Genomic DNA, 25995 nt, shown 5'->3' on the forward strand with positions numbered 1-25995 from the left:
ACTGTGTTTTAACGGGCGACGCGCAGTCCGTGTTCTATTCCGCGCGAGAACACCACCTGCCAGAGCTGAATGTCGCGGGCGCGGAAGGCGCCGGCGCAGGCGTTCAGGTAATAACTGAACATGCGTTTGAAACGCTCTGAATAGTTATCGGCAATTTCCGGCCAGCTGGCGAGGAAACGCTCATACCAGGCCATCAGGGTGGTGTCGTAATCGGCGCCGAAGTTGTGCCAGTCTTCCATCACAAAGTGCTTCTCGCTGGCATCGGCGATCTGCCGTACCGACGGCAGGCAGCCGTTGGGGAAGATATATTTATTGATCCACGGGTCAACGTTATGGTCGGTGACTTTGGAACCGATGGTGTGCAGTAAGAAGCGGCCGTTGGGTTTTAAATTACGATCGGCGACCTCAAAGTAGGTGGCGTAATTTTTGGGACCCACATGCTCGAACATGCCGACGGAGACAATGCGGTCGAAGCTGTCGTGCAGATCGCGATAATCCTGAAGACGAATCTCTACGTCAAGGCCATCGCAGCGCGCCTGGGCCATCTTTTGCTGTTCGGCGGAGATGGTCACGCCGACAACGCTCACCTGGTAATTTCGCGCCATATATTCGGCAAGACCGCCCCAGCCGCAGCCGATATCCAACACTCGCATGCCTGGCTCGAGCTCCAGCTTACGGCAGATGAGATCCAGCTTATCCTGCTGCGCGGCTTCGAGGGTCTGCGCCTCTTTCCAGTAACCGCAGGAATATTGCATGTAGGGATCCAGCATCCGGCTGAAAAGATCGTTGCCGAGGTCATAGTGCTCTTTGCCGACAATCCAGGCGCGTTTTTTACTTTGCAGGTTAAACAGGCGAGCGCCTGCGATGCGGAGTGTGTCTTTGAAATGATGAGGGAGTTGTTTTTCCAGCCCGGCGCGGAGCACTTTATGGAAGAATATATCCAGACGCTCGCAGTCCCACCAGCCGTCCATATAGCTTTCGCCTAAACCCAGCGACCCCTCCTGCAATACGCGTTTAAAAAAAAGAGGGTTTTTAATCCGCAGGTCTGACGGCGCGGAGCCGTTGATTTCAACTCCCGCACGGCCCAACAATTCAGCTGCAATCCGGTACCAGTCATCATTTGGTACACTTACTTCTTCTATACACGATGAACTCATAGCTTCTCCATCACGCCCAAGTGATCAGAACCTTAAAACAGCGTAGACGCTTTTTTGGCTTTGTGAGAAATCTCACGGATAATCCGTGAAGTCGCTATCCGACGTAGAACAGAGGAAGGGAGATAACCCTTGCCGAAAGGCCTTCCATGGTGAAACAGAGGCATCCTGCATCCGTTAATCTGTTAAATATTTTTTATTTATGTGAACCCGGATCCAGTATAGGACGCTAAGTACTGGCTTTCAATAAAAATATCTTAGCGTGCTAATCACTGGTCCGGGCTCTGGCGACGGGCGTCAGGCGTGGGAAGAGTGGGCCTCCAGCTCTGGCGTCTGCTGCAGTCGATAACCCACTCCGGCTAACAAAATAGAGACCAGCATCACGCTGGTGGTGGTCAGCAGCGGCGTGGCGATCAGCGCGGAGACTAACAGGCTGGTCAGGAAGCACAGGCCAAGCTGGAGCGTGTTCTGCAGCGCCGCCGCGCGGCCGGTTGCCTGCGGGAAAGGCTTCAGCGCCTGAGCGACCACGATAGGGTAGATCCCGCCGTTAACTACCGCCATCAGGCAGAACGGGATCATTAACGCCACCAGCGAGGCATGCGTTTGCAGACCCACCAGCCAGGTGGCGGCGACGCTGACGGCGAAGATCACTAACAGCCACGGGAGCATCTGTTGTCCGGACCATTTTTGCAGCAGCGCGCGACAGCCATAACCGCCCACCAGAAAAGCGATGGTCTGCGGGATATAGCTCAACCCGATAGCGGTTGGGCCGTAGCCCATCTCATGAAGGATAAACGGCGAACCGGTAAGCCAGGCGAAGAAGCTGGCGGAACAGGCGGCGTAGATCAGGACGTTGCCGCTGTATTCCCGGGAGCGCAGCAGCGCGAGAAAAGTGATTTTCTTTTCAGTCACAGTGGCCGACTTAGCGGCGGCTTTCAGGCGCAGGGCAGGCAGCATCAGCAGCAGGGTGATGGCAAACAAGGTGGCGAAGATGGCCTGCCACTCGAAATGCACCAGCAGCCAGCTGCCCAGCAGCGGGGCCAGCGCAGGCGACAGCCCTACCAGCGGCATAATGGTGGCGAAGATACGGTTGGTGCGCTGGGCGGGATAGTAATCGGTCACCATCGCCTGCCAGGTGACCGCCGCGGCGCAGACGCCAATCGCCTGCAGAAAGCGCAGCGCCAGCATCAGAGTGGCGTTCTGCACCCACAGCATCCCCAGGCAGCCGACCGCGAAAATCGCCAGGCCGCTCAGCAGCACCGGTTTGCGCCCGTAGCGGTCCGACAGCGGCCCCCAGAACAGCTGGCCCAGCGCGAAGCCGGCAAGGAACAGGCTCAGGCTGGCGCTAATGGATGCGGCGGAGGTGTCGAGATCCTGCTGCATGGCGGCAAATGCCGGCAGGTACATATCGGTGGCCAGAAAGCCCAGCACGCTCAGGCCGGCCAGCCAGACTAAAAATCCTTTCCCAGGTTGTGACATAACGTTCTCTTTTTTGGAGTACAGGTACGATGCCGCAGAGTGTAGGGAGTGCATGGTGGCTTGTGAAACGCTAATATTTGTCACATGCATTCAAAAATTTTGCAGGCAGAAAATGTGGTCTGAATACTCTCTGGAAGTGGTTGATGCCGTCGCCCGTAACGGCAGCTTCAGCGCGGCGGCGCAGGAGCTGCACCGGGTGCCTTCCGCCGTCAGCTATACCGTGCGTCAGCTCGAAGAGTGGCTGGCCGTCCCCTTGTTTGAGCGCCGTCATCGTGACGTGGAGCTGACCCCTGCCGGGGTCTGGTTTTTACAGGAAGGGCGCTCTGTTATCAAAAAAATGCAGATCACCCGCCAGCAGTGCCAGCAAATCGCTAACGGCTGGAGCGGGCAGTTGTCAATCGCGGTGGACGATATCGTGAAACCCGCGCGGATGCGCCAGATGATCGTGGATTTCTATCGCCATTTTCCCGACGTCGAACTGATCGTTTTCCAGGAAGTGTTCAACGGCGTATGGGATGCGCTGGCCGACGGCCGCGTGGAGCTGGCGATTGGCGCAACGCGCTCTATTCCGGTCGGGGGGCGCTACGCGTTCCGCGATATGGGGATGCTGAGCTGGGACTGCGTGGTGGCGAGCGATCATCCGCTGGCGAAGATGGCGGGTCCGCTGAGCGATGATGTCCTGCGCAACTGGCCGTCGCTGGTGCGGGAGGATACCTCGCGTTCATTGCCCAAAAGGACAACGTGGCTGCTGGATAACCAGAAGAGGGTGGTGGTCCCCGACTGGGAATCGTCGGCCACCTGTCTGTCGGCAGGGCTCTGCGTCGGCATGGTGCCAAGCCATTTCGCCCGGCCATGGGTGGATCGCGGCGAGTGGACCGCGCTGGCGCTGGAAAATCCGTTTCCGGATGCGGCCTGCTGTCTGACCTGGCAGCAGAATGATGCTTCACCGGCGTTAAACTGGATGCTGGACTACCTGGGGGACAGCGACACGTTGAATCGGGAGTGGCTGCGGGCGCCGGAGTGATCCACGCCCGCCAATGCTTTAGCGACGATAGTCGACAAACGGGCCATCCGCCACCGAGCGGCGTTCGACCAGCCGAGGGTGCACCTCGATAGACTGCGACTCTTCGCGCTTGTTGACGATACGATCCAACAACATATTGAACGCGGCTTCGCCCAGCGAATCTTTCGGCTGATGAATGGTGGTTAACGCCGGGCTGAAATAGCGGGCGTTGCGCACATTATCATAACCGATCAGCGAAATGTCCTGTGGCACGCGCAGCCCCATTTCATCCGCGGCGCAGATGGCGCCCATCGCCATAATGTCGCCGCCGCAGAAGACCGCCGTTGGACGGTGCTGCTGGCTGAGGATCTGCTGCATGGCGCGGTAGCCGGACTCCGGCTCGAAGTCGCCCTGTACAATCCAGTTTTCCGGCACGCTGATATGCGCCTCTTTCATCGCCTGCATGAAGCCGGCCAGTCGCCCCGCGCCGGTGTTGCGCTCCAGCGGGCCCGGGATCACGCCGATTTCGCGGTGACCGCGTTCAATCAGGTAACGTCCGGCGATATACCCGCCCTGGAAGGCGTTATCGATCACCGCATCGGTAAAGTCGGCTTTGGCTTCGCCCCAGTCCATCACCACCATCGGAATATGGCGGTATTCTTCCAGCATGCTCAGGACGGAATCCGGATATTCCGAACACATCACCAGCAGACCGTCGACGCGTTTTTGCGCCATCATCGACAGATAGGCACGCTGTTTTTCCGGGTCGTTCCAGGCGTTGCCGAGGATCAGAGTATAGCCCTTCTGGAAACAGCTCTTTTCCACGGACTCAATGATTTCAGCGAAATAGGCGGCTTCGCTACTGGTCGCCAGCAGGCCAATCGATTTTGTATGATTGACTTTCAGGCTGCGGGCCACGGCGCTCGGCGAGTAGTGCAGCTCTTTAATCGCCGCCCATACCGCATTACGCGTCTCTTCGGCAACGAAACGGGTTTTGTTAATTACATGTGACACAGTTGTAGTGGAAACGTTTGCGCGCTTCGCTACATCTTTAATAGTTGCCATTACATCTCACTCCATGCCTTGACCTGATCGCCTGATCATCGATACGTAAACGTTTGCCTACACACACCCTGAATACAATTTTCAACATTGCATCACGTCGGGAAAACGACACAGAACGACAGGAAGGGGTCAATGGCCGATACGCTTTTAAATTAGCGTGGGATTTTGTCCGATCTTGGGGCAAAGTGGAAGAGCAAAAATGTGCATCGCCCTAAATCCCGGAAGATTTTTGCGATTTTTTGTGCAAAAATGAGCAAGCTCACTTTTGGTGTGGGGATAACAAGAGGGAAAAATGATGGATACCAATTTAAAGTTTTCGCTGATCACCACGATTATTGCTCTCGGCGTGATCGTCGCATTCAGCCTGACCGCCATTCTGCACTAATGCTCCAATGAGGGAGGAGCGCGGCTTCCTCCCCGTATCCCGCCATTATTATCAATTCTGCAAAAATCTTTTGTCATTTCGTTCACTTTTGTTTTTTTGTGATTGATGTCATGCTTTTGGCTTCTGATGTTATGCCGTCCCTCCCGACGGTCTGATGGAGTCATTGAATGAAAATCAACTTTCCTTTACTCGCGCTGGCGATCGGCGCCTTTGGCATCGGTACCACCGAGTTCTCCCCAATGGGATTGCTGCCGGTGATTGCCAAAGGCGTGGACGTTTCAATACCGGTGGCGGGAATGCTGATCAGTGCATATGCCATCGGCGTCATGGTCGGCGCGCCGCTGATGACTCTGCTGCTGTCGCATCGCGCCCGACGCAATGCGCTGATTTTTCTGATGGGGATCTTCACCGTCGGCAACCTGCTGTCATCCATTGCGCCGGATTACACTACGCTGCTGCTGTCGCGCATTATTACCAGCCTCAACCACGGCGCCTTTTTTGGCCTGGGGTCGGTGGTGGCGGCCAGCGTGGTGCCCAGGCACAAGCAGGCCAGCGCGGTGGCCACCATGTTTATGGGCCTCACCATCGCTAATATCGGCGGCGTGCCTGCCGCGACCTGGCTTGGGGAAACCATCGGCTGGCGGATGTCCTTCCTCGCCACCGCGGGGTTAGGCCTGCTGGCAATGGTGAGCCTGTGGTTCTCCCTGCCGAAGGGCAGCGCGGGCGAGCGGCCGGATGTCAAACAAGAGCTTTCGGTCCTGTTACGGCCGCAGGTGCTCTCAGCCTTGCTGACCACCGTGCTGGGCGCCGGGGCGATGTTTACGCTGTATACCTACATTTCGCCGGTCCTAAATACGCTGACCCATGCTTCATCGCTGTTTATTACCGCGATGCTGGTGCTGATTGGGGTTGGTTTTTCGCTGGGCAACTATCTGGGTGGCAAATTCGCCGACCGGTCGGTCTCCGGCACGCTGAAAGGCTTTCTGCTGCTGCTGATGGCGATCATGCTGGCGATCCCGCTGCTGGCGCAATCCCAGGCGGGGGCGGCCATCAGTATGATCGTCTGGGGCGCAGCCACCTTTGCGGTGGTGCCGCCGCTACAGATGCGAGTGATGCGCGTGGCGCATGAGGCGCCGGGGCTCTCATCTTCGGTGAATATCGGGGCGTTCAACCTTGGCAACGCGCTGGGCGCCGCCGCCGGCGGGGCGGTGATCTCCGGCGGACTGGGATACGCTTTTGTGCCGGTGATGGGCGCGATCATTGCCGGTCTGGCGCTGCTGCTGGTCTGGTTTAGCGGACGAGCGCAGCCGGAAGAGGCCTTTGCCAGTCAGTCATAAACGGGTGGGAAAGCGCTAAAAAAACCGCAGCCGGGGGGGACCCAGCTGCGGTTTGTCGTTTATGCGGCCAGGTTAGCGGCAACGAATTTCCAGTTAACCAGCGCCCAGAAGTGATCCAGATAGCTTGGACGGGCGTTGCGGTAGTCGATGTAGTAAGCGTGTTCCCAGACGTCAACGGTCAGCAGCGGCTTGGCGTCGGTGGTCAGCGGGGTACCGGCGTTGCTGGTGGAGACGATAGCCAGGCTGCCGTCGGCATTTTTGACCAGCCAGGTCCAGCCAGCGCCAAAGTTTTTCGCCGCGGCGTCGGTAAATTTGGCCTTAAACTCAGCGAAGCTGTCGAAGGATTTGGCAATAGCGGCAGCCAGCTCGCCTTCCGGTTCGCCGCCGGCGTTCGGTGCCAGGCAGTTCCAGTAGAAGGTGTGGTTCCACACCTGCGCCGCGTTATTGAAAACACCGCCTTCAGAGGTGCGCACGATCTCTTCGAGCGATTTCCCTTCGAATGCGGTGCCTTTGATCAGGTTGTTAAGGTTAGTGACATACGCCTGGTGGTGTTTACCGTAGTGGTATTCCAGGGTTTCTGCGGAAATGTGCGGCGCCAGGGCGTCTTTTGCATATGGTAATGCAGGTAATTCAAACGACATTGCTACTCTCCTTATAACTTTTTTGTTTTATCTCACATTGACAAGATGAGGTTTTCACCTGAATCGAGTGCTGACCGCCCGACGCTTTCGCGTCCCGGGCCTGTTATTGTATTGAGAATGTTAACATTTGCCGCAGGCAGTGAAAAGCCTTACAACGATAAAGGCTATTATCACAGGCGCAACTGCCGAAGGCTTAACCGTTTTCTGCGGAGCAGAGCGTAAGACGCCCGAAGATGTTGCAAAAATGTATAAGTTAAAGGGGGCAGGGTCACCAGTCTCTCGCCGCGATGGTTCATTTCTCAGCACGTCATTCGAAGATCCCTGCAGCGCAAGCGCCTGAGTGGAAATAAGCATTCTAAATCAATTAATTAATGATGCTATGCTTTCAGGTAATCGCCGCTATGCCAATAATTCATTGTCTATTTTCATATTTGTATGACAAATATAGCCGCCGGCAGCAATTTCCACAGGATGGCTACGATGGCAAAAACAGATGAAGTGGTAAGCCCGAAAATGATCCCGGTAGTGCAGGGGATCGTTGACTGGATCGAAGCACATATTTTTGACACCCTGCCGGTGAGCGCGATAGCGAAAAAGTCCGGCTACTCGCACTGGTATTTCCAGCGGCAATTCGCCATGGTGACCGGCTGTACGCTGGCGAGCTACGTCAGCCGACGGAAGATGACCATCGCGACAATCTACTTAACGCAGACCGAGGCCTCGATGCAGAGTATTTCTCAACGTTTGGGGTACGACGGGCAGGCGGCATTCTGCCGCACCTTTCACCGTCACTTTGGCATGTCGCCCACCCGCTATCGTCGGGAAGGGCCGGTCACAGAGGCGAATATGCAGTTTCCCCTGACGGTAGGGGCGGAGAACGGGCAGGTGAAGAGGGCTGCCGCCGTAGCGGCAGACCGGGATCAGCGAATGGTTTTCGGGGTCATGACGCGCCGGGCGCCGACGTAATGGCGAACCCAGTAATCTTCGCTCAGGGAGGTGATTTGTATATCGCGACCTGTGCGCGGTGACTGAATGAATTTCCCGTTGCCGACGTAAACGCCTACGTGGTCGGCAGTGCCGCGTCCGCGGGTGCGGAAGAAGACGAGGTCGCCGCTCTGCAGTTCGTCACGATCGACCGGACGCGCATCGCGCAGGTGATACATTTCGTTGGCGGTACGCGGGATATGAATCTTGACCAGGTCTTTGTAGGCGTAATAGACCAGCCCGCTGCAGTCGAACCCGGTGCGCGGGGAGGTGCCGCCCCAGCGATACGGTTTACCCAGCTGGCCCATCAGTTTGTTCATGGCGGTACTCTGCGCTTTTTGCACCCGGACTTTATGCGCATCGGCGATCGTCAGATTCGCTTCGCTGGCCTCGGGTTTACAGCGCTTTTTATAGCCTTTACGCACCACGCATTTGCTTTTGACGCTGTTCAACGCCAGGGTCGGCTCGGCGCTGGCGGCCACCGTTTTCGCGCACTGCTTTTTATACCCTTTACGCAGCACGCATTTTTTCGTGGCGCCGACGGCCTGACGATGAAGCGCGGTTTGGCTTGCTGCGGTAGTGCGGGTAGGGAGCCGGGTGCTCGAGGACTTTTTACTGGTGGTTTTAGCGGTGGTTTTACTTTTTTGACTGGTTGCTTTTTTCTTGCGCTCTGAGCCGCTTTTCGCGGGCAACGCCTTTGGCGAGGCGGAGGCGTGCGTATGCCCTGAAGCCTGAGCCAGTGGTGTGAATGAGATAGATGTGAACAGTAATGCACAGAGCGATATCGCGATTTTGTTTAGCCGCGCCACTGAGCAATCCCCTGATTAATTACAGACATGTACAAATGCCTGACGATGAATGACAAACCGGAACGATTCTAAAGCATAAAAACCCGGAAAGTTAATATTCTTTTGTATCAAAAATGTCGATTGGTTAACGATTGCAAGAAAACGCGTCAGACATTGACCGCCTCGCACAGAAAATGCGCAACGCACGCCTGCCGGCGGCGTCAAAATGATATTTTTAAGGCAACTTCGCGCAACAGAAGATAAAATATGAATAGTGAAAAAAATGTTATTATCGGTCCTGCCCTCGGGACGCTACAATGACAAGTTACTGCCGTAGAAAGAAGTTTAAGGAAGCACGACAATGAGCTCGACTTTAGAAAAGATCCAACGCCAAATCGCTGAAAACCCGATCCTGCTGTACATGAAAGGTTCGCCGAAGCTGCCAAGCTGCGGTTTCTCCGCTCAGGCCGTTCAGGCGCTGTCCGCCTGTGGCGAACGTTTCGCTTACGTTGATATTCTGCAGAACCCGGATATCCGCGCTGAGCTGCCAAAATATGCTAACTGGCCGACCTTCCCGCAGCTGTGGGTGGACGGTGAACTGGTGGGCGGCTGCGATATCGTCATCGAAATGTACCAGCGCGGTGAACTGCAGCAGCTGATCAAAGAGACTGCGGCGAAATATCACACTGACGAGCCGAAAGCGGAATAATTCCCGCTGTCAGTAAAAAAGCGACTTCCTGGAAGTCGCTTTTTTTATCACTCCGGCGTCGCTACCGGCAGCGGCCAGCCGCCCAGACGCTTCCAGCGGTTCACTATCTCGCAAAACAGCTGCGCCGTCTGCTCGGTATCGTAGAGGGCGGAATGGGCCTGCGCGCCGTCGAACGGCATCCCCGCGGCAATACAGGCTTTCGACAGCACCGTCTGGCCCAGCGCCAGCCCGCTCAGCGCGGCGGTGTCAAAGGTGACAAACGGATGGAACGGGTTGCGTTTTAGCCCCGCCCGTTCGGCGGCGGTCATGGTGAAGCTGTGGTCAAATGTGGCGTTGTGCGCCACCATGATAGCCCGACTGCAGTCGCTCTCTTTCATCCCTTTGCGTACCATTTTGAAGATGGCATGCAGGGCATCGTATTCGCTAACGGCGCCGCGCTCTGGATCGTGCGGGTTAATCCCGTTAAAGGCCAGCGCTTCGGGCTGGAGATTGGCGCCCTCGAAAGGTTCAACATGGAAATGCAGCGTTTCATCGGGCATCAGCCAGCCTTGCTCATCCATCTTCAACGTAATGGCGGCGATCTCCAGCAGGGCGTCGGTTTTGGCATTAAATCCTGCGGTTTCAACATCAATCACCACTGGATAAAAACCGCGGAAACGGTCGCACAGACCATTCAGTTGAGCGTTCTCGGACATCAGATTCTCTTAGCTGGTAAAAAGTAGCGCGCATTATGGCAAATTTTGCCACGGCTTGCAGCAGGCAGGGGTGAAAACAACGGGCGCCGCAGCGCCCGGGCGAGCGATGAAAATAAAGACGCTATGGTCGGGAGGGGTTAGTTGCCCAGCCCTTTGCCGGCGTCTTTCTCTTCAATCAGCTCAATTTTGTAACCGTCAGGATCTTCCACGAAGGCGATAACGGTGGTGCCGCCTTTTACCGGCCCGGCTTCACGGGTGACGTTGCCCCCGTTCTGGCGGATCCGCTCGCAGGCTTCGGCGGCGTTGTCGACGCTCAGCGCGATGTGACCGTAGGCGGTGCCCAGCTCATAGCTGTCCACGCCCCAGTTGTAGGTCAGTTCGATCACCGCGGTATCGCTCTCTTCGCCGTAGCCGACGAAGGCGAGGGAGTATTTGTACTCCGGGTTTTCGCTGGTGCGCAGCAGCTTCATGCCCAACACGTTGGTATAGAAGTCGATAGAACGTTGCAGGTCGCCAACGCGCAGCATGGTATGGAGTAAGCGCATAATGTCCCCTATGCAGTTTATTTGCTAGATCAGAGCGTTGAGTATAGCGGCGATACGTCGCCGCTATCAATGGAGGGATTACAGCGTAGGATAATCGGTGTAGCCTTTCGCGCCGCCGCCATAGAAGGATTCCGGGCGCTGCGGGTTAAGCGCCGCTTTTTTCTGCAGGCGGGCCACCAGATCCGGGTTGGCGATGTAATCGCGGCCAAAGGCCACGGCATCAATCAGCCCTTTGTTGATCAGGTCGTTGGCTTTTTCAACGGTGTAGGCGCCAGCGCCAATGATCACGCCAGGGAAGCGGTCGCGAACTTTCTGACGGAAAGCTTCGCTATACGGCTTGCCGCCCGCCCAGTCCGGCTCGGACATGTGCAGATAGGCGATACCGCGTTTCGCCAGCTCGCTAATCAGATACAGCGCGTCTTCTTCTTCATTCGGGCCATTATCCACATTCTGGAAGCTGCCAATCGGCGACACGCGAATGCCAATCCGGTCAGCGCTCCACTCTTTGCTCACGGCGTCGACCACTTCCAGCACCAGACGGGCGCGGTTTTCCACGCTGCCGCCATACTGGTCGGTACGCTGGTTCGCCGACGGCGAGAGGAACTGGTGCAGCAGATAGCCGTGGGCCGAGTGCAGTTCAACCAGATCGAAACCGGCGTCACGGGCATTGCCCACCGCCTGACGGAAATCATCGACGATCCCCGGGATCTCTTCGGTTTCCAGAGCGCGAGGCATCGAGGTGTCGACGCGGATGGCGTGGCCGTTTTCGTCGCGCAGCGAGGTGCGGGTGCCGGCGCTCAGCGCAGACGGCGCTACCGGTGCGGCGCCGCCGGGCTGCAGGCTGCTATGGGAAATTCGTCCGGTGTGCCACAGCTGCACGGCGATATGGCCGTTTTCCGCGTGAACGCCGGCGGTGATTTTCTGCCAGGCGGCAATCTGCTCCGGGCTGTGCAGCCCTGGCGCGCCGGCATAGCCTTTGGCCTGGGCGGAAATCTGCGTCGCTTCGGTGATGATCAGCCCGGCGCTGGCGCGCTGACGGTAGTATTCGCCCATCAGCGGGGTAGGGATATCGCCCGGCTCGATGCTGCGCAGACGCGTCAGTGGAGCCATAAATACGCGATTAGGGACGGTGACGGCACCGACTTTCAACGGGGTGAATAATTTTGATTCCGACATAATGACTCCTGAGTAGACCGGTCGTCTAGGAACTGATGAAATAAAAACGCCTGTTATACAGCAGGCGCCGCAATAATCTGTTTCGCGTGGGCAAGGGCGCTCTCCAGCGGCGTTGCGCTACGCGTTATTTTGGCCTGCAGGTTGGCGCCGAGCCACAGGGAATAGAGTACCTGCGACAGCGTCCTGGCCTCGCCGTCAAAGGTCAGACTGCCTTCCTGACGCCCTTTCTCCAGCGCGTCGCCCAGCAGGGCGATGATCTGGCTGGCGCCGTGGTCCATGGCGGTGCGCATGTCTTCCGACAGATCGCAAACCTCTGCCGACAGCTTGACGGTGAGACACCCGCTAATAATCCCCTGCTGGTAAAACTGATTCAGCGTGTGCTGATAGTAGGCCAGCAGCCGATCGCGATAGTTGCCCTCGCCATGGGCGAAGTGATCGACAAGGCGCTGCAGATATCCGGCGTAATGGTTTTCAAGCAAGGCGACGCCGAAGGCTTCTTTAGAGCGAAAGTAATGATAGAAAGAGCCCTTGGGCACTTCCGCCGTCTTCAGGAGTTCGCTCAAGCCCATGCCGGTAAAGCCGCGATGCATGCATAGCTGCTCGCCGGTGGCCAGGATATGTTCTCGGGTATCGCAATCGCTGTGTCTGTTCATGGCGCACACTGTAGTAGACCGATTGGTCTAATGCAAGACTTAGCGCAAAAATGTTAGCTGGCGCAGCACGGAGTGAACAAAATTTGCGTCGGCGCAGGGAAACGTCTTCAATGAAAGGAGATGAGGGGACAGGAGGCGTGTGGTGGCAGAGCAGTTAGAGTTTTTCCCGGTGCAGAGCCCGTGCCGGGGAATTTGTCAGACCGATGAGCGCGGCTACTGTCGCGGCTGTTTCCGTAGCCGTGAGGAGCGTTTTAACTGGCAAACGATGAGCGATGCGCAGAAACAGGAGGTATTGCGTCTGTGCCGTCAACGCCTGCTGCGCAAAATACGCGCGAACAGACCAGAGGCGGCGGAAGAACCGCAGCAACCCTCACTGTTTTAAGCCAAAAATTACGTATACTCAGAGCACTTTTTTATTGAGGAAGCGGTTATGGTTCAGCGTATTGCTATGGCTCCCCAGGGGCCGGAATTTTCGCGTTTTGTGATGGGCTACTGGCGTCTGATGGACTGGAAAATGTCGCCAGACGAGCTGGTCGGCTTTATCGAACAGCATCTCGATTTAGGCATTACCACCGTCGATCACGCCGATATCTATGGCGATTACCAGTGTGAATCCGCCTTTGGTGAAGCCCTGAAGCTGGCGCCGCATCTGCGTAGCCGGATGGAGATTGTCAGCAAATGCGGCATTGCCACCCGGGCGCGCGCTGAAAACACCATCGGTCACTACATTACCGACCGGGACCACATCGTGCTCAGCGCTGAGCAATCGCTGCGCAACCTGGCAACGGACCATCTCGATTTGCTGCTGATCCACCGGCCGGATCCGCTGATGGACGCCGACGAGGTGGCTGAAGCCTTCCTCGCGCTGCACCACAGCGGCAAGGTACGTCATTTCGGCGTCTCGAACTTTACCCCTGCCCAGTTCACCCTTCTGCAGTCGCGCCTGCCGTTTACGCTTGCTACCAACCAGGTGGAGATCTCGCCGGTGCATCAGCCGTTGCTGCTTGACGGTACCCTCGACCAGCTGCAGCAGCTGCGTATTCGTCCGATGGCCTGGTCCTGCCTCGGCGGCGGCCGCCTGTTTAATGAAGAGGGCTTTCAGCCGCTGCGCGACGAGCTGGCCCAGGTGGCCCACGAGCTCAACGCCGACAGCATCGAGCAGGTGGTTTACGCCTGGGTGATGCGCCTGCCGTCGCAGCCGCTGCCGATTATCGGCTCGGGTAAAATTGAGCGCGTGCGCTCGGCGATTGTGGCCGAAAAACTGAGTATGACCCGCCAGCAGTGGTTCCGTATCCGCAAAGCCGCGCTCGGTTACGACGTGCCGTAACGGGCATTTCGCCTCCGGAAAGCAGTTCCTGGTTTACACTTAACAGAGAGACAGCCATCCGGAGGTGTTATGCAACGATGTATTCTCGCTATCCTTTCCCTCGCATTTTGCGCTGGCGCGCAGGCCGTCAGTGAAGATGTGCCACTTAATCTCGTGACCAGCCAGGGCGTTGGTCAATCCATCGGCAGTGTAAAAATCACCGAAACCGACCGCGGACTCGAATTTGCTCCTAATCTGCGGGCGTTACCGCCGGGCAAGCACGGCTTTCATATTCATGCTGAAGGCAGCTGCCAGCCGGCGATGAAAGAGGGCAAAGCCGTAGCCGCCGGAGCGGCGGGCGGACATTACGATCCGCAACATACCGGTAAACATGAAGGGCCGTTGGGCACCGGGCATCTTGGCGATCTACCGCTGCTGGTGGTCAACGACGCGGGTGTGGCTGACCAGCCGATTATCGCTCCGCGTCTGAAAACGCTGGCGGAAGTGAAAGGCAAAGCGCTGATGGTTCATGTCGGCGGCGATAACATGGCCGACAGTCCGCAGCCGCTGGGCGGCGGCGGCGAACGGTTTGCCTGCGGGGTGATTAAGTAATCTTTTCGCCAATCGTTCCGGCGACCGGAGCCTGTTCCAGCTGCGACAGCGCGCAATACAGCCGCCAGATCGCGGCGGCCAGCTCCCGGGCCGCCGGCTGATGATGGTGGTTCAGAACTTCGCAGATCCGCAGCAGCTCCTGCAGCGTGGAGGCCAGCGGCCGCTGCTGCACGCCACGCTCGCTCATCACATCGCGCAGCAGGTTGATACACAGGTCGCGCACCTGGGCGAGAGGATCGGAGCGCGTTTCCCACTCGCGAAGCTGCCAGACCACGTGGGAGCAGTTCAGCAATACCACCCCCCAGCGCAGCAGCCAGCGGCGAGCCAGCGCATCCTGGCTCTGACTGAGCTGGCTGACATGGTGATATACCAGCGATTCAAATTCGTGCTCGCTGTGCTGGGGGTGGCGGCTGAGCTGATCGACAAAGTGACGCCGTAACGCTCTGATGTGGCGTCGACCTTTACGGGCGTCCGAGCCGGGACTGAGCACCGCAAAGGCCAGCCATGCAAAGCCCACGCCGACAATCTTACTTAAATTGTCATTAAAAAAGGCCGCATAGTCGTAAACCGGTGGGTTGGTGACGGAGATAAACGAGCCCATAAAGACGATAAGCTGCCCCCACAGGCCGGCAAATTTTGGCCACTGCAGCTTGAGTAACTGCATGGTGGTCAGCAACGGGAACAGAAACAGCAAGAACTGCCACAGGTCGGTTATCTGCACCATCAGGCCAAATTTCACCACAAAACTGAACAGCGACAGCAGCACCAGGGTCTGCATCAGCAGCGTCAACGAACGAAACGGCGAGGCGGAAACCGAATAGAGCACGCAGCAAATGGAGGCCAGGGTCAGGGCCGCCGCGCAGCTGGTCCACTGGGTACTGATCCCCCACGCGCCAATCGCCACCAGCGCGCAAAAGGTACGGATGCCGTTGAGCAATGCCTCTGCCTGGTCGGTGTGGCGGGCCAGCGCGGGCGCGGAAGGGACATTGAACTCGGCGATCGCCGAGGCATTTTCAACCCGGCGGATCCAGCGGCTGCTTTCCAGATAAATGCGGCAGAAATAGCGTAACCGCGCCCAAAAGGCGAGGTGGCGGTAATCCGCGTCCGGCGGCGGCGCCAGCGGCGCCAGAATGCGGGCGACGTGATAGCTGTCAGCACTGGAGGTGGCGAGCTCCGCGAGCAACGATTCCAGCACCTGGCGGGTATTGGCCGGGGCGTCAGGCCAGTTCAGCAGCATACGCCGCAGACTGGAAATGACGCTGGTCATGCGGAGCTGCTGGTGCAGCAGGTAGTTCAGCAGGGGATTTTGCCGACGGAAGCGGTAGTGGCTCCAGAAGGCCTGGATGCGCAGCAGGTTCATGGTCAGGATCTGGCCAATTACGCTTTCATGGGCGGTGCGGATGGCATCCGTCGTTTCCGGGACCCACAGCAGACTGGCGTGCTCCAGCAGGCGGGCGTGCATGGTTTTCAGGGCCGTCAGCAGATTGCTGCCATCGGAGGTGCTGGGCAGGATCATCATCATCAACCCGCCGCACAAGATCCCAACGATGACTTCGCACACGCGCGACTGGGCAATCACCCATAGCTCGTAGCTGTCGCTGATATTAATCACCGGAAAGGCGATGATGGCGCAGGTATAGCCCGCCAGCTGAAAGGCGTAGGCCACGTTATTGGTGAACAAGGCGCAGGCCCAGGTGCACAGCGCCAGCCAGCCGGAGATACTGAACAGGAACAGCCAGGGATCGTTGAGCGTATGGCCCGCCAGCAGCAGGGCGGCGCAGGCGCCGAGAAGGCTGCCGGCAATGCGGCCAAAACTTTTACTGATCACCCCGCCGACGGTGGGAAAGCTGACCACCGCCGCGGAGGTCATCGCCCAGTAGGGCTCATCCAGATCCAGTGCGTAGGCGATGCTTAACGCGAGACACATGGCGATGCCGTTGCGTAGCGCGTATCGCCACTGCGGTCGGGTGGCTTTAACCCAGGGCAGCGTGCGCCATGACAGGGTCTGCAGATTCATCACTGTCCGCCGATCGAGACGGTGCAGGTGGTACCGGAGACCAGAGTGACATCGGCCGGCAACGTATCAAAGGCAATCCGCACCGGCACGCGCTGGGCGAGGCGGACCCAGGGGATATTCGGTTTGATATTGGCCACCAGCCCGGTTCCCTGTTCCACGCTCTGGTCGACAATCGCGCGACCGATGCTGGCGACATGCCCCTGCAGCGTCTGCTGATTGCTGTAGAGAATGATTTGCGCCGGATCGCCGATGCGAATATGGCGCAGTTTGGTCTCTTCAAAGTAGCCCAGCACGTAGAACGAATGGCTGTCCACCAGGGCAAAGACCGGATGGCCGGTGGTGGCGTAATCGCCGACCCGGGTGGAGAGGTTAGTCACCCAGCCGTCTACCGGCGCTTTGACGACCGTCTGGCTGAGCTGCCACTGCGCATGTTTCAGCGCCGCCTCGCTGACACCGACTCCCGCTCTGGCGGCCGCCAGGGTAGTGGTGGCGGTATTCAGGGCGGTATTGGCGTTTTCAAGGTCTTCAGCTGAGATGGCATTTTGCGACAGGTTTCTGCGACGGCGGGCTTCGCTGGCGGCTTTGCTTTGCTCCGCCTGCGCTTTCGCCACCTCAGCTTGCGCTTTCGCCAGCTGCGCCTGGGCGTTCAGCACCGCGATGCGGTAGGGGGTGTCGTCGATGGTAAACAATACCTCACCGGCCTTGACCTGCTGGTTATCGGCCACGTTCAGCTGCAATATACTGCCGGAAACCTGAGGGGTGATCCCGACCTGCTCGGCGCGCACTTTACCGTCGCGGGTCCAGGGGGACTGAGTGTAGAAATTCCATAACAACCACGCGGCAACCAGAGCGATGGCCGCCACCAACAGTGTTGAAAGATATTTTAATTTTTTCATAGCAGGAAGATCACCAGGCAATCAGTAACACCAGGGCCAGACAGACCGAGAGCGCGAACAGGGAGAGATCCATCAGCAGTGGATGCCAGATGTCGCCCGCATACATCCAGTCACGCAGCTGGCGATGTAAAAACAGCCAGATAAAGAAGCCCAGCAGGACGGCTTTGAACAACGGAGGGAAATAGACGGATGCGCCGAACACCAGGTCCTGCAGCGGCAATCCGGATGAATTAAGACTCAGTTTCACAAGCAAAAATCCTTTGCCATAACAGGGATAACCTCAGGACGTGCTACTCTTTAACAGTGTAAATCATTGTTTTGGTTTTTGTTGAATCAAGTAATTCATTTGTTTTGATTATTCAAATGCTGCACACTATTCTAAAATCAGTATAATAACTTAGCAAGCTAATTATAAGGAGATGAAATTGGAATCGCCACTTGGTTCTGATCTGGCACGTTTAGTTCGCGTCTGGCGCGCGCTAATCGACCATCGCCTGAAACCTCTGGAGTTAACGCAGACCCACTGGGTTACGCTGCATAACATCCACCAGCTGCCGCCTGAGCAGTCGCAGATCCAGCTGGCGAAAGCCATCGGTATTGAACAACCGTCCCTGGTGCGCACGCTCGATCAGCTGGAGGAGAAAGGGCTTATTTCTCGCCAGACCTGCGCAAGCGATCGGCGAGCCAAACGCATCAAGCTGACGGAAAAAGCCGAACCGCTGATCAACGAGATGGAAGAGGTGATAGGCAAAACCCGCGATGAAATCCTCGCAGGGGTCTCGAAGCAGGAAGTGGAAACGTTGCTTCACTTAATTCGTAAACTTGAACAAAATATCCTCGATCTCCAGGCAAAAGATTAATCGTTTTGCGGCCCGGTTTATCCCGGGCCTTTTTTTACCTGCCCTGGCGTCGCCAGATTACCACCCGGTTACGTCCGCTGTTTTTTGCTTCATACATGGCTTCGTCCGCGCGCTGGACGCACTCTTCGGCTGTCACACTGCCGTCATGGGTCGTATACACGCCCATACTGATGGTCATCCGCTCTGGCAGAGGGGTTTGCTCGGCGCTGACCGCCAGGCGGACGCGCTCAGCGATCGCCTGCGCCTCGTCCTCTGCGGCGTTGACCAGCAGCAGGGCAAACTCCTCACCGCCAATGCGGGCGGCCGCGTCATCCTTACGCGAATGGCTGTCCAGCACCGAGGCGGCAAACTGGATCACCTTGTCGCCGGCGATGTGGCCATAGTTATCGTTGATGCGTTTAAAATGGTCGAGGTCGCAGATGATAACCGACAGCGGATGCTGGGCCTTCACCTTTGCCAGCTGCTGGTTGAGGGTATCGTAGAAGAAGCTGCGGTTGTAAAGCCGGGTCAGCGGGTCGCGGATCGAATTCTGGTATGAGTTGACATACTTGTGGTTAGACTCGCGATAGAGGATAAAGACGTCTACCAGCAGCACCAGGATCAGGAACAGGGTGCACAGCGTTTCAAAAAAACGCGCCTGATACCAGGCCTGATCGAGCTCCCCAACGGCAGAGAGCAGCTGGAAAATGGTGAACAAATATGCGCTGCAAAAAAAAGCGCCGCTGTACCAGAAAATATTGCGCAGTTTGCTAAACCAAATTATTAAAATCAGCGCGATAAACCAGACTGCCATCAGCAGCCAGCCAATAATACTCCGCCACAGCGGCGTAAAAGTATGGCTCAGATCGTCAATAAACCTAATGCTCAACCATGGCGAGTGGCTGGAGTAGATCCATGACAAAAAAATTATCATTAACGTAAAAACAATACATGCCGCGAAAGTCATTACATGGGCTTTAAAGGAGTGCATGATCCGTCGGCGAAAGTAATACAAAATAATTGACGACGTGAATAAGACGGCCATCATTATATTGCGAAAGAAATAATATATCACAGCGTCATTTTGTTTCACCACCGGCGCGGGATTACAGCTGAGCCAGTCCGGATAGCTACTGAGGGTGCCCAGCATCAGTAACGCCGAACAGGCAAAACCGAAAGCGACAGGCGTCAGATACAGGCGACGCTTGCTGCTCCAGTATTTCATGCCCATAAAACAGGCAATAGTGATATGAAAAACCATCAGAAAACTGGTCAGCAGGGGAAATAGTATTGATGAGGTGCTGTTGAATCTGGTCTCAAAAGAGCTGGTTAATCCGGTAATGCCGACTCCGGCCAGCAAACAAATAAAAAAATAAATGATAAGACGTCTAACAACATGATTCACATGTTTGGTCATAGGCAATATTCCAGAATAATAAACAACAGCAACGAGGTTGGGTTGGCTTAATAATATTAACGGTTATAAGAGTAGTGGGGGCTGTGGGCAAAGATATTGCGCAGGCGCAATGATTGATGAAATATTAAAATTAATATGTGTTATCGCTAATACAAAACTTTTACGGCGAGATAAATGTGGGTGATAAGTACGATGCGGCGCAACTGGCCGCATCGTGACAGGTGTTAGCGAGGAGAGACGGTGACCTGGCTGCCGCTGCCGGCAATGGCTACGCGCTGTCCAACAGAGAACGGGGTGCTGCCCTGTTTCTGTACCACCATGATGGTGTTGCCATCATCTTTACGAATTTCCAGTTCCACGCCCTGGGTTTTATTCATGGCGCCCTGTACGCCCTGACCGGCTACGCCGCCCGCGACCGCGCCAGCCGCAGTGGCCAGAGAACGTCCGGTGCCGCCGCCGATGGTATTCCCGAGGAAGCCGCCCAGAACCGCGCCGCCAATCGCCCCGATGGCATTGCTATCGTCGCCGCTCTGGATCTGTACGGCGCGGGTATGCACGATGGTACCGTATGTCACGCTCTGCACCTGTTTGGCTTCAGATGCGGAATAAACGTCGCCGGACAGGCCGCTGCTGCTCACACAGCCCGCGAGCGTAAAACCAATCATCGATACAGCCAAAACACGTAAAATCATTTATGAATCTCCTGTTCACCGAAGGTGTTCAATTGAACGTCCATGCGGTTAATTATATGGCATTTAGTCGTCGGCGGGCATAGCTTCCCCCCGGGATATACAAAAAATAATAATTAATGGTGCTTCAACCTAAACTAAACGCCGGTTCTTTACGATGTTCTCCGAAATGTCTCTCTATTGTTAAAAAGTATTATTACAACATAGCATTAGCAGACACTTTATGATGGAGTGAGACGCATACGAGGGTCATGGAATGAAGGAAAAACGTATGAGATCGGGTCGCTTTATTGGCGTTATGTCGGGTACCAGCCTTGATGGTATTGATGTCGTTTTAGCCGCTATCAACGAAAACATGGTGGCGCAGCAGGCCAGTCTCACCTGGCCCATCCCACACGCGATAAAAGAAGAGATCCTGGCGATTTGTCAGGGCCAGTCGCTGACCCTCTCGCAGCTGGGGCGTTTGGATACCCGCCTCGGAAGGCTGTTTGCCGAGGCCGTGCTGGCGCTGATGCGTCAGGAAAGTCTCAAACCCGCGGACGTCATCGCCATCGGCTGTCATGGGCAGACTGTATGGCACGAGCCGCAGGGCGATGCCCCGCACACGCTGCAAATTGGCGACAACAACCAGATTGCCGCCCATACCGGCGTCACTGTGGTGGGGGATTTCCGTCGGCGTGATATGGCGCTTGGCGGACAGGGGGCGCCGCTGGTGCCGGCTTTTCATCATGCGCTGCTGGCGCACCCCGTTGAGCGGCGGATGGTGCTGAATATTGGCGGGATCGCTAATGTGTCGCTTCTGGTGCCGGGCCAGCCGGTGCGCGGCTATGATACCGGGCCGGGCAATATGTTGCTGGACGCCTGGATCTGGCGTAAGCAAGGTAAACCTTACGATAAAGACGCCCACTGGGCCAGTGAAGGCAAAGTGCTCCTGCCGCTGCTGCAGGATATGCTGAGCGATCCGTGGTTTGCCTTGCCGGCGCCGAAAAGCACCGGTCGGGAATATTTCAATTACGGCTGGCTGGAGCAGCATCTGGCTCGTTACCCGGGGCTGCGCGGACAGGATGTGCAGGCAACCCTCGCGGAATTAACCGCCGTGACCATCAGTGAGCAGGTATTGTTAAGCGGCGGCTGCGAGCGTTTGTTAGTGTGCGGCGGCGGCGCGCGTAACCCATTGTTAATGGCGCGCCTGGCGGCCCTGCTGCCGGGAACCGAAGTCTCCACCACCGATGAAGCGGGGATCAGCGGCGATGATATGGAAGCGCTGGCCTTTGCCTGGCTGGCCTGGCGCACCATCGCTGGCCTGCCGGGGAATCTGCCCTCTGTGACTGGCGCCAGCGAAGCCACGGTGCTGGGCGCCATTTTCCCTGCTAACCCGCCGCAGAATCGGAGTTAACTGAAATCTTAAATACGACGCGACCGGTAAACTGGACATGTTAAGCGGAGGGCGGAGTGCCCTCCGTGACCGGGAAAGTCGAAGGCAAACGAATGAAAAAAATTCTTATCGCAGTTGTACCTTTTATGCTGGCGGGCTGTAGCTACTACAACCAGTTTGTCGAGCGGATGCAGACGGACACGCTGGAGTATCAATGCGACCAGAAACCGTTGACGGTCCATCGCAATAACTCACGCCAGCAGGTGAGTTTTATTTATGACAATCAGCAGCTGAATCTGTCAGAGGGGCTGTCGGCTTCCGGAGCGCGCTACACCGACGGCGTCTATGTCTTCTGGTCGAAAGGCGATACCGCCACCGTCTATAAGCGCGACCGCATCGTTCTCGATAACTGCCAGCTGCAGACCGCCAAACGTTGAGATTTCTGTCCGGGGGGCGCACAATAACGCCACCTTATGACTATATCCTCAATGGCCATGTCTGATAACGACGAACTCCAGCAAATCGCGCACTTGCGCCGTGAATACACCCGTGGCGGTTTGCGTCGCCACGATCTTCCAGCTGAACCTCTGCCGCTGTTTGAGCGCTGGCTGCGTCAGGCCTGCGACGCGAAACTCGCCGACCCGACGGCCATGGTGGTTGCCACCGTTGATGAAAGCGGCCAACCTTATCAGCGTATTGTGCTGCTAAAGCATTACGACGAAAAAGGGCTGGTGTTTTATACCAACCTTGGCAGCCGCAAAGCCCATCAGATTGAAAATAACCCGCAGGTCAGTCTGCTGTTTCCGTGGCATATGCTGGAGCGCCAGGTGATGGTGATCGGCAAAGCGGAACGCCTGTCCACGCTGGAGGTGGTCAAATATTTCCACAGTCGCCCGCGCGACAGCCAGATCGGCGCCTGGGTCTCGAAGCAGTCGAGTCGGATCTCTGCTCGGGGTATCCTGGAGAGCAAATTCCTCGAGCTGAAGCAGAAATTCCAGCAGGGTGAAGTACCGCTGCCGAGTTTCTGGGGCGGATTCCGCGTCAGCATTGAGCAGATGGAGTTCTGGCAGGGGGGCGAACATCGCCTGCACGATCGCTTTTTATACCAGCGCGATAACGGCGCCTGGAAAATAGACCGCCTGGCACCGTAATTGCCGAAATTAGTTATCGAAGCGCTGGCGCTGAAAGGGCCGGCGCTTTATTCTATGTACTTTTCGCATCTGGCGAAAAGTCGTGTACCGGCAGAGGTGCAGTCGTTTATACATGGAGAATTTGATGGCAAGCAGTAACTTGATTAAACAATTGCAAGAGCGGGGGCTGGTAGCCCAGGTGACGGACGAGGAAGCGTTAGCAGAGCGACTGGCGCAAGGCCCGATCGCGCTCTATTGCGGCTTCGATCCTACCGCTGACAGCTTGCATTTGGGGCATCTTGTTCCATTGTTATGCCTGAAACGCTTCCAGCAGGCAGGTCATAAACCTGTGGCGCTGGTGGGCGGCGCTACCGGTCTGATTGGCGACCCAAGCTTTAAAGCCGCTGAGCGTAAGCTGAATACCGAGGATACCGTGCAGGAGTGGGTGGATAAAATCCGCAAACAGGTAGCCCCGTTCCTTGATTTTGACTGCGGCGACAACTCGGCGATCGCGGCGAACAACTATGACTGGTTTGGCAGCATGAACGTGCTGACCTTCCTCCGCGATATCGGTAAACACTTCTCTGTTAACCAGATGATCAATAAAGAAGCGGTGAAGCAGCGCCTGAATCGTGACGATCAGGGCATCTCCTTTACCGAGTTCTCCTACAATCTGCTGCAGGGTTACGACTTCGCCTGTCTGAACAAACTGCATGGCGTGGCGCTGCAGATTGGCGGCTCCGACCAGTGGGGCAACATTACCTCCGGTATCGATCTGACCCGTCGTCTGCACCAGAACCAGGTGTTTGGCCTCACCGTGCCGCTGATTACCAAAGCGGACGGCACCAAGTTCGGTAAAACCGAGGGCGGCGCCGTGTGGCTGGATCCGAAAAAGACCAGTCCGTATAAATTCTATCAGTTCTGGATCAACACCGCGGATGCTGACGTCTATCGCTTCCTCAAGTTCTTCACCTTCATGGACATTGCAGAGATCAATGCCCTGGAAGAAGAAGATAAAAACAGCGGTAAAGCGCCGCGCGCCCAGTACGTGCTGGCAGAGCAGGTGACGCGTCTGGTGCATGGCGAAGAGGGTCTGGAAGCGGCGAAACGCATTACCGAGAGCCTGTTCAACGGCAACCTGAGCGACCTCAGCGAAGCTGACTTCGAACAGCTGGCTCAGGACGGCGTGCCGATGATCGAGATGGAAAAAGACGCCGATCTGCTGCAGGCGCTGGTGGATTCCGAGCTGCAGCCGTCCCGCGGCCAGGCGCGTAAAACCGTCGCCTCTAACGCGGTGACCATCAACGGTGAAAAACAGGCCGATCCGGAATATGTTTTTGCTGACAGCGATCGCCTGTTTGGTCGCTACACCTTGCTGCGCCGCGGTAAGAAGAATTACTGCCTGGTCTGCTGGAAATAAAAAAATACTACCAGGGCGTGGGAAACCACGCCCTTTTTCTTTTTAGGGTTGTGGTAAGAAAATGAAGAACATCCTCGCCATTCAGTCTCACGTAGTGTTTGGCCACGCCGGCAACAGTGCCGCCGAGTTCCCGATGCGCCGCCTGGGCGCCAATGTCTGGCCCCTCAATACTGTACAGTTCTCTAACCATACGCAGTACGGCAAATGGACCGGCTGTGTGATGCCGCCTTCGCACCTGACGGAGATCGTCCAGGGCATCGCCGACATCGACAAGCTACAGACCTGCGATGCGGTACTGAGCGGCTATCTCGGATCTGCTGAACAGGGCGAGCATATCCTGGGCATCGTGCGTCAGGTAAAAGCGGCCAATCCGGCGGCGAAGTATTTTTGTGACCCGGTGATGGGCCATCCGGAGAAGGGCTGCATCGTCGCCCCGGGCGTGGCGGAATTCCACGTGCGCTATGCGCTGCCGGCCAGCGATATCATTGCGCCTAATCTGGTGGAGCTGGAGATCCTCTGCGGTCATCCGGTCGCCAGCGTGAGCGAGGCGGTGGCCGCCGCGCGGGAGCTGATTGCCCAGGGGCCGGAGGTGGTGCTGGTTAAGCATCTTTCCCGCGCCGGCATGAGCATGGACCGCTTTGAGATGTTGCTGGTGACCGCAGAGGAAGCCTGGCATATCAGCCGGCCGCTGGTGGATTTTGGCCTGCGTCAGCCGGTGGGCGTTGGCGATGTGACCAGCGGTCTGCTGTTGGTGAAACTGCTGCAGGGCGCCAGCCTGCGCGACGCGCTTGAGCACGTCACCGCCGCGGTGTACGAGATCATGTTGACCACCAAAAACATGCAGGAGTATGAACTGCAGGTGGTGGCGGCGCAGGATCGTATTGCCGTGCCGGAGCACTGCTTCAGCGCTACCCGGCTGTAACTTTCTGACTCTGCCCGGCAGACCGCCGGGCAGAGTCTGGTCTTACTTTAAGCCTTCCGCCGCCAGTGCGTCAGCCACTGCCGGACGCGCCGCCACCTGCGCCATCCAGCTGCCGATATGACCGCAGGCGGCCATATCCAGTTTAATCGCATAGCCCCAGCGCAGCACCGTGAACAGATAACCATCGGCAATGGTGAAGCGATGGCCGGTCAGCCACTGTTTATCCGCCAGCGAGGCATCGACGTACTGCAGTTTCTTCTCGAGCAACGCGCGGGCAACGGGCTTATAGTCTTCCGGGGTGTCCGGGCGGAACAGCGGCGTAAAGCCTTTATGCAGTTCGGTAGCCACGTAGTTCAGCCATTCCAGGGTCTGGTAACGGGCAACGGAGCCCACGGGCGCCAGCAGATGGCGGTCCGGCACCTGATCGGCGATGTACTGCATAATAGCCACGCCCTCGGTGAGCAGGATGTCATCATCCAGCAGCAGCGCCGGCACCTGACCTTTCGGGTTGATCAGCAGATAATCTTCCCCGTTTTCCAGCTGTTTCCTTGCCAGATCCACGCTCTGCAAAGTGAAATCCAGGCCGCTTTCGCGCAGGGCGATGTGTGAGGCGAGGGAACAGGCGCCGGGTTTGTAGAACAGTTTCATGCGTTACTCCTCGTGGCTGCAGTTTTCTGTATGTTAGTCCCGCCAGGGGTAAAAAAAAAGCCGCTAACCTAACGTTAGCGGCTTAAAAATAATTGGTTTTCCCTGCGGCG

At 56.9% G+C, this 25995-nt stretch carries 29 protein-coding genes; 14 read left to right on the forward strand and 15 right to left on the reverse strand.

Features of this window, described 5'->3' with window-relative positions:
• Nucleotides 1-8 precede the first annotated feature (8 nt).
• A complete protein-coding gene (cfa, locus tag GT756_RS09335) occupies nucleotides 9-1157 on the reverse strand; it encodes a cyclopropane fatty acyl phospholipid synthase (RefSeq protein ID WP_004202893.1) in 1149 nt (382 codons plus the stop codon).
• Between the two features lie 294 nt (nucleotides 1158-1451).
• Nucleotides 1452-2633 carry a purine nucleoside transporter PunC gene (punC, locus tag GT756_RS09340; RefSeq protein ID WP_043519960.1) on the reverse strand — a complete coding sequence of 394 codons (1182 nt, stop codon included), beginning with the start codon at nucleotides 2631-2633 and terminating at the stop codon, nucleotides 1452-1454.
• Between the two features lie 112 nt (nucleotides 2634-2745).
• Here punC and punR point away from each other — a divergent pair, with 112 nt between their 5' ends.
• Nucleotides 2746-3657, forward strand: coding sequence for a DNA-binding transcriptional activator PunR (gene punR, locus GT756_RS09345; protein ID WP_160124720.1), 912 nt, complete (start codon nucleotides 2746-2748; stop codon nucleotides 3655-3657).
• Nucleotides 3658-3675: 18 nt separating this feature from the next.
• Here punR and purR read toward each other — a convergent pair whose 3' ends face one another.
• On the reverse strand, nucleotides 3676-4701 hold the full coding sequence (gene purR, locus GT756_RS09350) for an HTH-type transcriptional repressor PurR (RefSeq protein WP_004202888.1): 1026 nt from the start codon (nucleotides 4699-4701) through the stop codon (nucleotides 3676-3678).
• A gap of 292 nt (nucleotides 4702-4993) precedes the next feature.
• On the opposite strand from purR, the gene GT756_RS09355 reads away from it, so the two are divergent.
• Nucleotides 4994-5086 (forward strand): YnhF family membrane protein, encoded by a 93-nt coding sequence (locus GT756_RS09355; protein ID WP_002907776.1) that lies wholly within the window; start codon nucleotides 4994-4996, stop codon nucleotides 5084-5086.
• Nucleotides 5087-5253: 167 nt separating this feature from the next.
• On the forward strand, nucleotides 5254-6423 hold the full coding sequence (locus GT756_RS09360; protein WP_004202887.1) for an MFS transporter: 1170 nt from the start codon (nucleotides 5254-5256) through the stop codon (nucleotides 6421-6423).
• Between the two features lie 59 nt (nucleotides 6424-6482).
• Here GT756_RS09360 and sodB read toward each other — a convergent pair whose 3' ends face one another.
• Complete coding sequence (gene sodB / locus GT756_RS09365; RefSeq protein WP_160124721.1) at nucleotides 6483-7064, reverse strand: superoxide dismutase [Fe]; 582 nt, start codon at nucleotides 7062-7064, stop codon at nucleotides 6483-6485.
• A gap of 480 nt (nucleotides 7065-7544) precedes the next feature.
• Here sodB and GT756_RS09370 point away from each other — a divergent pair, with 480 nt between their 5' ends.
• A complete protein-coding gene (locus tag GT756_RS09370) occupies nucleotides 7545-8030 on the forward strand; it encodes an AraC family transcriptional regulator (protein WP_004202883.1) in 486 nt (161 codons plus the stop codon).
• On the opposite strand, the gene GT756_RS09375 is transcribed toward GT756_RS09370, so the two are convergent.
• Entirely contained in the window at nucleotides 7985-8857 is an 873-nt protein-coding gene (locus tag GT756_RS09375) for a C40 family peptidase (protein ID WP_004189707.1), read from the reverse strand. The two genes, GT756_RS09370 and GT756_RS09375, sit on opposite strands and share 46 nt — an antisense overlap.
• A 340-nt stretch (nucleotides 8858-9197) precedes the next feature.
• Between GT756_RS09375 and GT756_RS09380 the strand changes: the two genes are divergently transcribed.
• A complete protein-coding gene (locus GT756_RS09380) occupies nucleotides 9198-9545 on the forward strand; it encodes a Grx4 family monothiol glutaredoxin (protein ID WP_002907768.1) in 348 nt (115 codons plus the stop codon).
• Nucleotides 9546-9592: 47 nt separating this feature from the next.
• Here the strand turns inward: GT756_RS09380 and rnt are convergent, their stop codons facing one another.
• From rnt to GT756_RS09400, 4 genes are all read right to left on the reverse strand, one after another.
• Nucleotides 9593-10240 (reverse strand): ribonuclease T, encoded by a 648-nt coding sequence (gene rnt, locus GT756_RS09385; RefSeq protein ID WP_004202881.1) that lies wholly within the window; start codon nucleotides 10238-10240, stop codon nucleotides 9593-9595.
• Between the two features lie 137 nt (nucleotides 10241-10377).
• The gene (gene gloA, locus GT756_RS09390) at nucleotides 10378-10785 is read right to left on the reverse strand and encodes a lactoylglutathione lyase (protein ID WP_004202879.1); all 408 of its coding nucleotides are present in this window, start codon (nucleotides 10783-10785) and stop codon (nucleotides 10378-10380) included.
• Between the two features lie 78 nt (nucleotides 10786-10863).
• A complete protein-coding gene (locus GT756_RS09395; RefSeq protein WP_160124722.1) occupies nucleotides 10864-11961 on the reverse strand; it encodes an alkene reductase in 1098 nt (365 codons plus the stop codon).
• 53 nt (nucleotides 11962-12014) lie between these two features.
• Nucleotides 12015-12614, reverse strand: coding sequence for a TetR/AcrR family transcriptional regulator (locus GT756_RS09400; RefSeq protein ID WP_004202876.1), 600 nt, complete (start codon nucleotides 12612-12614; stop codon nucleotides 12015-12017).
• 139 nt (nucleotides 12615-12753) lie between these two features.
• Here GT756_RS09400 and GT756_RS09405 point away from each other — a divergent pair, with 139 nt between their 5' ends.
• From GT756_RS09405 to sodC, 3 genes are all read left to right on the forward strand, one after another.
• Nucleotides 12754-12996: a DUF1289 domain-containing protein gene (locus tag GT756_RS09405; protein WP_017901094.1), complete on the forward strand. Its 243-nt coding sequence runs from the start codon at nucleotides 12754-12756 to the stop codon at nucleotides 12994-12996.
• A 48-nt stretch (nucleotides 12997-13044) separates the two neighbouring features.
• Nucleotides 13045-13941, forward strand: a complete 897-nt coding sequence (locus GT756_RS09410; RefSeq protein ID WP_004202873.1) for an aldo/keto reductase family oxidoreductase — start codon at nucleotides 13045-13047, stop codon at nucleotides 13939-13941.
• Between the two features lie 69 nt (nucleotides 13942-14010).
• Nucleotides 14011-14532, forward strand: a complete 522-nt coding sequence (gene sodC, locus GT756_RS09415; protein WP_017901092.1) for a superoxide dismutase [Cu-Zn] SodC — start codon at nucleotides 14011-14013, stop codon at nucleotides 14530-14532.
• On the opposite strand, the gene GT756_RS09420 is transcribed toward sodC, so the two are convergent.
• The 3 genes from GT756_RS09420 to GT756_RS09430 are packed head-to-tail and all read right to left on the reverse strand — an operon-like array spanning nucleotide 14525 to nucleotide 17692.
• On the reverse strand, nucleotides 14525-16549 hold the full coding sequence (locus GT756_RS09420; protein WP_004202870.1) for an FUSC family protein: 2025 nt from the start codon (nucleotides 16547-16549) through the stop codon (nucleotides 14525-14527). The genes sodC and GT756_RS09420 overlap by 8 nt on opposite strands.
• Nucleotides 16549-17445, reverse strand: coding sequence for an HlyD family secretion protein (locus tag GT756_RS09425; RefSeq protein WP_023318434.1), 897 nt, complete (start codon nucleotides 17443-17445; stop codon nucleotides 16549-16551). The genes GT756_RS09420 and GT756_RS09425 overlap by 1 nt, the downstream gene beginning before the upstream one ends.
• A 10-nt stretch (nucleotides 17446-17455) precedes the next feature.
• A complete protein-coding gene (locus tag GT756_RS09430) occupies nucleotides 17456-17692 on the reverse strand; it encodes a DUF1656 domain-containing protein (protein ID WP_004202868.1) in 237 nt (78 codons plus the stop codon).
• Nucleotides 17693-17864: 172 nt separating this feature from the next.
• On the opposite strand from GT756_RS09430, the gene slyA reads away from it, so the two are divergent.
• The gene (slyA, locus tag GT756_RS09435; RefSeq protein WP_017901090.1) at nucleotides 17865-18305 is read left to right on the forward strand and encodes a transcriptional regulator SlyA; all 441 of its coding nucleotides are present in this window, start codon (nucleotides 17865-17867) and stop codon (nucleotides 18303-18305) included.
• Between the two features lie 34 nt (nucleotides 18306-18339).
• On the opposite strand, the gene GT756_RS09440 is transcribed toward slyA, so the two are convergent.
• On the reverse strand, nucleotides 18340-19701 hold the full coding sequence (locus GT756_RS09440; protein ID WP_160124723.1) for a GGDEF domain-containing protein: 1362 nt from the start codon (nucleotides 19699-19701) through the stop codon (nucleotides 18340-18342).
• Between the two features lie 224 nt (nucleotides 19702-19925).
• Nucleotides 19926-20393 (reverse strand): outer membrane lipoprotein SlyB, encoded by a 468-nt coding sequence (gene slyB / locus GT756_RS09445; protein ID WP_002907749.1) that lies wholly within the window; start codon nucleotides 20391-20393, stop codon nucleotides 19926-19928.
• A gap of 268 nt (nucleotides 20394-20661) precedes the next feature.
• Between slyB and anmK the strand changes: the two genes are divergently transcribed.
• The 5 genes from anmK (at nucleotide 20662) to pdxY (ending at nucleotide 25237) form a co-directional block, all read left to right on the forward strand.
• Entirely contained in the window at nucleotides 20662-21786 is a 1125-nt protein-coding gene (gene anmK, locus GT756_RS09450; protein WP_004202863.1) for an anhydro-N-acetylmuramic acid kinase, read from the forward strand.
• Between the two features lie 92 nt (nucleotides 21787-21878).
• Nucleotides 21879-22202, forward strand: a complete 324-nt coding sequence (mliC, locus tag GT756_RS09455) for a C-type lysozyme inhibitor (RefSeq protein ID WP_004202862.1) — start codon at nucleotides 21879-21881, stop codon at nucleotides 22200-22202.
• Nucleotides 22203-22259: 57 nt separating this feature from the next.
• Nucleotides 22260-22916: a pyridoxamine 5'-phosphate oxidase gene (gene pdxH / locus GT756_RS09460; RefSeq protein ID WP_004202860.1), complete on the forward strand. Its 657-nt coding sequence runs from the start codon at nucleotides 22260-22262 to the stop codon at nucleotides 22914-22916.
• Nucleotides 22917-23040: 124 nt separating this feature from the next.
• Nucleotides 23041-24315 carry a tyrosine--tRNA ligase gene (tyrS, locus tag GT756_RS09465; protein ID WP_160124724.1) on the forward strand — a complete coding sequence of 425 codons (1275 nt, stop codon included), beginning with the start codon at nucleotides 23041-23043 and terminating at the stop codon, nucleotides 24313-24315.
• Between the two features lie 61 nt (nucleotides 24316-24376).
• On the forward strand, nucleotides 24377-25237 hold the full coding sequence (gene pdxY / locus GT756_RS09470; RefSeq protein WP_057215612.1) for a pyridoxal kinase PdxY: 861 nt from the start codon (nucleotides 24377-24379) through the stop codon (nucleotides 25235-25237).
• A 42-nt stretch (nucleotides 25238-25279) separates the two neighbouring features.
• Here the strand turns inward: pdxY and gstA are convergent, their stop codons facing one another.
• Nucleotides 25280-25885, reverse strand: coding sequence for a glutathione transferase GstA (gstA, locus tag GT756_RS09475; RefSeq protein ID WP_004202856.1), 606 nt, complete (start codon nucleotides 25883-25885; stop codon nucleotides 25280-25282).
• Nucleotides 25886-25995: the final 110 nt, after the last annotated feature.

It is taken from the genome of Klebsiella sp. Q2, from assembly GCF_009900705.1.
GTDB classification, from domain to species: Bacteria; Pseudomonadota; Gammaproteobacteria; order Enterobacterales; family Enterobacteriaceae; genus Klebsiella; species Klebsiella quasipneumoniae.

Bases quoted from the DNA above. Each gene is read 5' to 3' on its own strand.
- cfa (WP_004202893.1), bottom strand. From the start codon at position 1,157: ATGAGTTCATCGTGTATAGAAGAAGTAAGTGTACCAAATGATGACTGG.
- punC (WP_043519960.1), bottom strand. From the start codon at position 2,633: ATGTCACAACCTGGGAAAGGATTTTTAGTCTGGCTGGCCGGCCTGAGC.
- punR (WP_160124720.1), top strand. From the start codon at position 2,746: ATGTGGTCTGAATACTCTCTGGAAGTGGTTGATGCCGTCGCCCGTAAC.
- purR (WP_004202888.1), bottom strand. From the start codon at position 4,701: ATGGCAACTATTAAAGATGTAGCGAAGCGCGCAAACGTTTCCACTACA.
- GT756_RS09355 (WP_002907776.1), top strand. From the start codon at position 4,994: ATGATGGATACCAATTTAAAGTTTTCGCTGATCACCACGATTATTGCT.
- GT756_RS09360 (WP_004202887.1), top strand. From the start codon at position 5,254: ATGAAAATCAACTTTCCTTTACTCGCGCTGGCGATCGGCGCCTTTGGC.
- sodB (WP_160124721.1), bottom strand. From the start codon at position 7,064: ATGTCGTTTGAATTACCTGCATTACCATATGCAAAAGACGCCCTGGCG.
- GT756_RS09370 (WP_004202883.1), top strand. From the start codon at position 7,545: ATGGCAAAAACAGATGAAGTGGTAAGCCCGAAAATGATCCCGGTAGTG.
- GT756_RS09380 (WP_002907768.1), top strand. From the start codon at position 9,198: ATGAGCTCGACTTTAGAAAAGATCCAACGCCAAATCGCTGAAAACCCG.
- rnt (WP_004202881.1), bottom strand. From the start codon at position 10,240: ATGTCCGAGAACGCTCAACTGAATGGTCTGTGCGACCGTTTCCGCGGT.
- gloA (WP_004202879.1), bottom strand. From the start codon at position 10,785: ATGCGCTTACTCCATACCATGCTGCGCGTTGGCGACCTGCAACGTTCT.
- GT756_RS09395 (WP_160124722.1), bottom strand. From the start codon at position 11,961: ATGTCGGAATCAAAATTATTCACCCCGTTGAAAGTCGGTGCCGTCACC.
- GT756_RS09400 (WP_004202876.1), bottom strand. From the start codon at position 12,614: ATGAACAGACACAGCGATTGCGATACCCGAGAACATATCCTGGCCACC.
- GT756_RS09410 (WP_004202873.1), top strand. From the start codon at position 13,045: ATGGTTCAGCGTATTGCTATGGCTCCCCAGGGGCCGGAATTTTCGCGT.
- sodC (WP_017901092.1), top strand. From the start codon at position 14,011: ATGCAACGATGTATTCTCGCTATCCTTTCCCTCGCATTTTGCGCTGGC.
- GT756_RS09420 (WP_004202870.1), bottom strand. From the start codon at position 16,549: ATGAATCTGCAGACCCTGTCATGGCGCACGCTGCCCTGGGTTAAAGCC.
- GT756_RS09425 (WP_023318434.1), bottom strand. From the start codon at position 17,445: ATGAAAAAATTAAAATATCTTTCAACACTGTTGGTGGCGGCCATCGCT.
- slyA (WP_017901090.1), top strand. From the start codon at position 17,865: ATGAAATTGGAATCGCCACTTGGTTCTGATCTGGCACGTTTAGTTCGC.
- GT756_RS09440 (WP_160124723.1), bottom strand. From the start codon at position 19,701: ATGACCAAACATGTGAATCATGTTGTTAGACGTCTTATCATTTATTTT.
- slyB (WP_002907749.1), bottom strand. From the start codon at position 20,393: ATGATTTTACGTGTTTTGGCTGTATCGATGATTGGTTTTACGCTCGCG.
- anmK (WP_004202863.1), top strand. From the start codon at position 20,662: ATGAGATCGGGTCGCTTTATTGGCGTTATGTCGGGTACCAGCCTTGAT.
- mliC (WP_004202862.1), top strand. From the start codon at position 21,879: ATGAAAAAAATTCTTATCGCAGTTGTACCTTTTATGCTGGCGGGCTGT.
- pdxH (WP_004202860.1), top strand. From the start codon at position 22,260: ATGTCTGATAACGACGAACTCCAGCAAATCGCGCACTTGCGCCGTGAA.
- tyrS (WP_160124724.1), top strand. From the start codon at position 23,041: ATGGCAAGCAGTAACTTGATTAAACAATTGCAAGAGCGGGGGCTGGTA.
- pdxY (WP_057215612.1), top strand. From the start codon at position 24,377: ATGAAGAACATCCTCGCCATTCAGTCTCACGTAGTGTTTGGCCACGCC.
- gstA (WP_004202856.1), bottom strand. From the start codon at position 25,885: ATGAAACTGTTCTACAAACCCGGCGCCTGTTCCCTCGCCTCACACATC.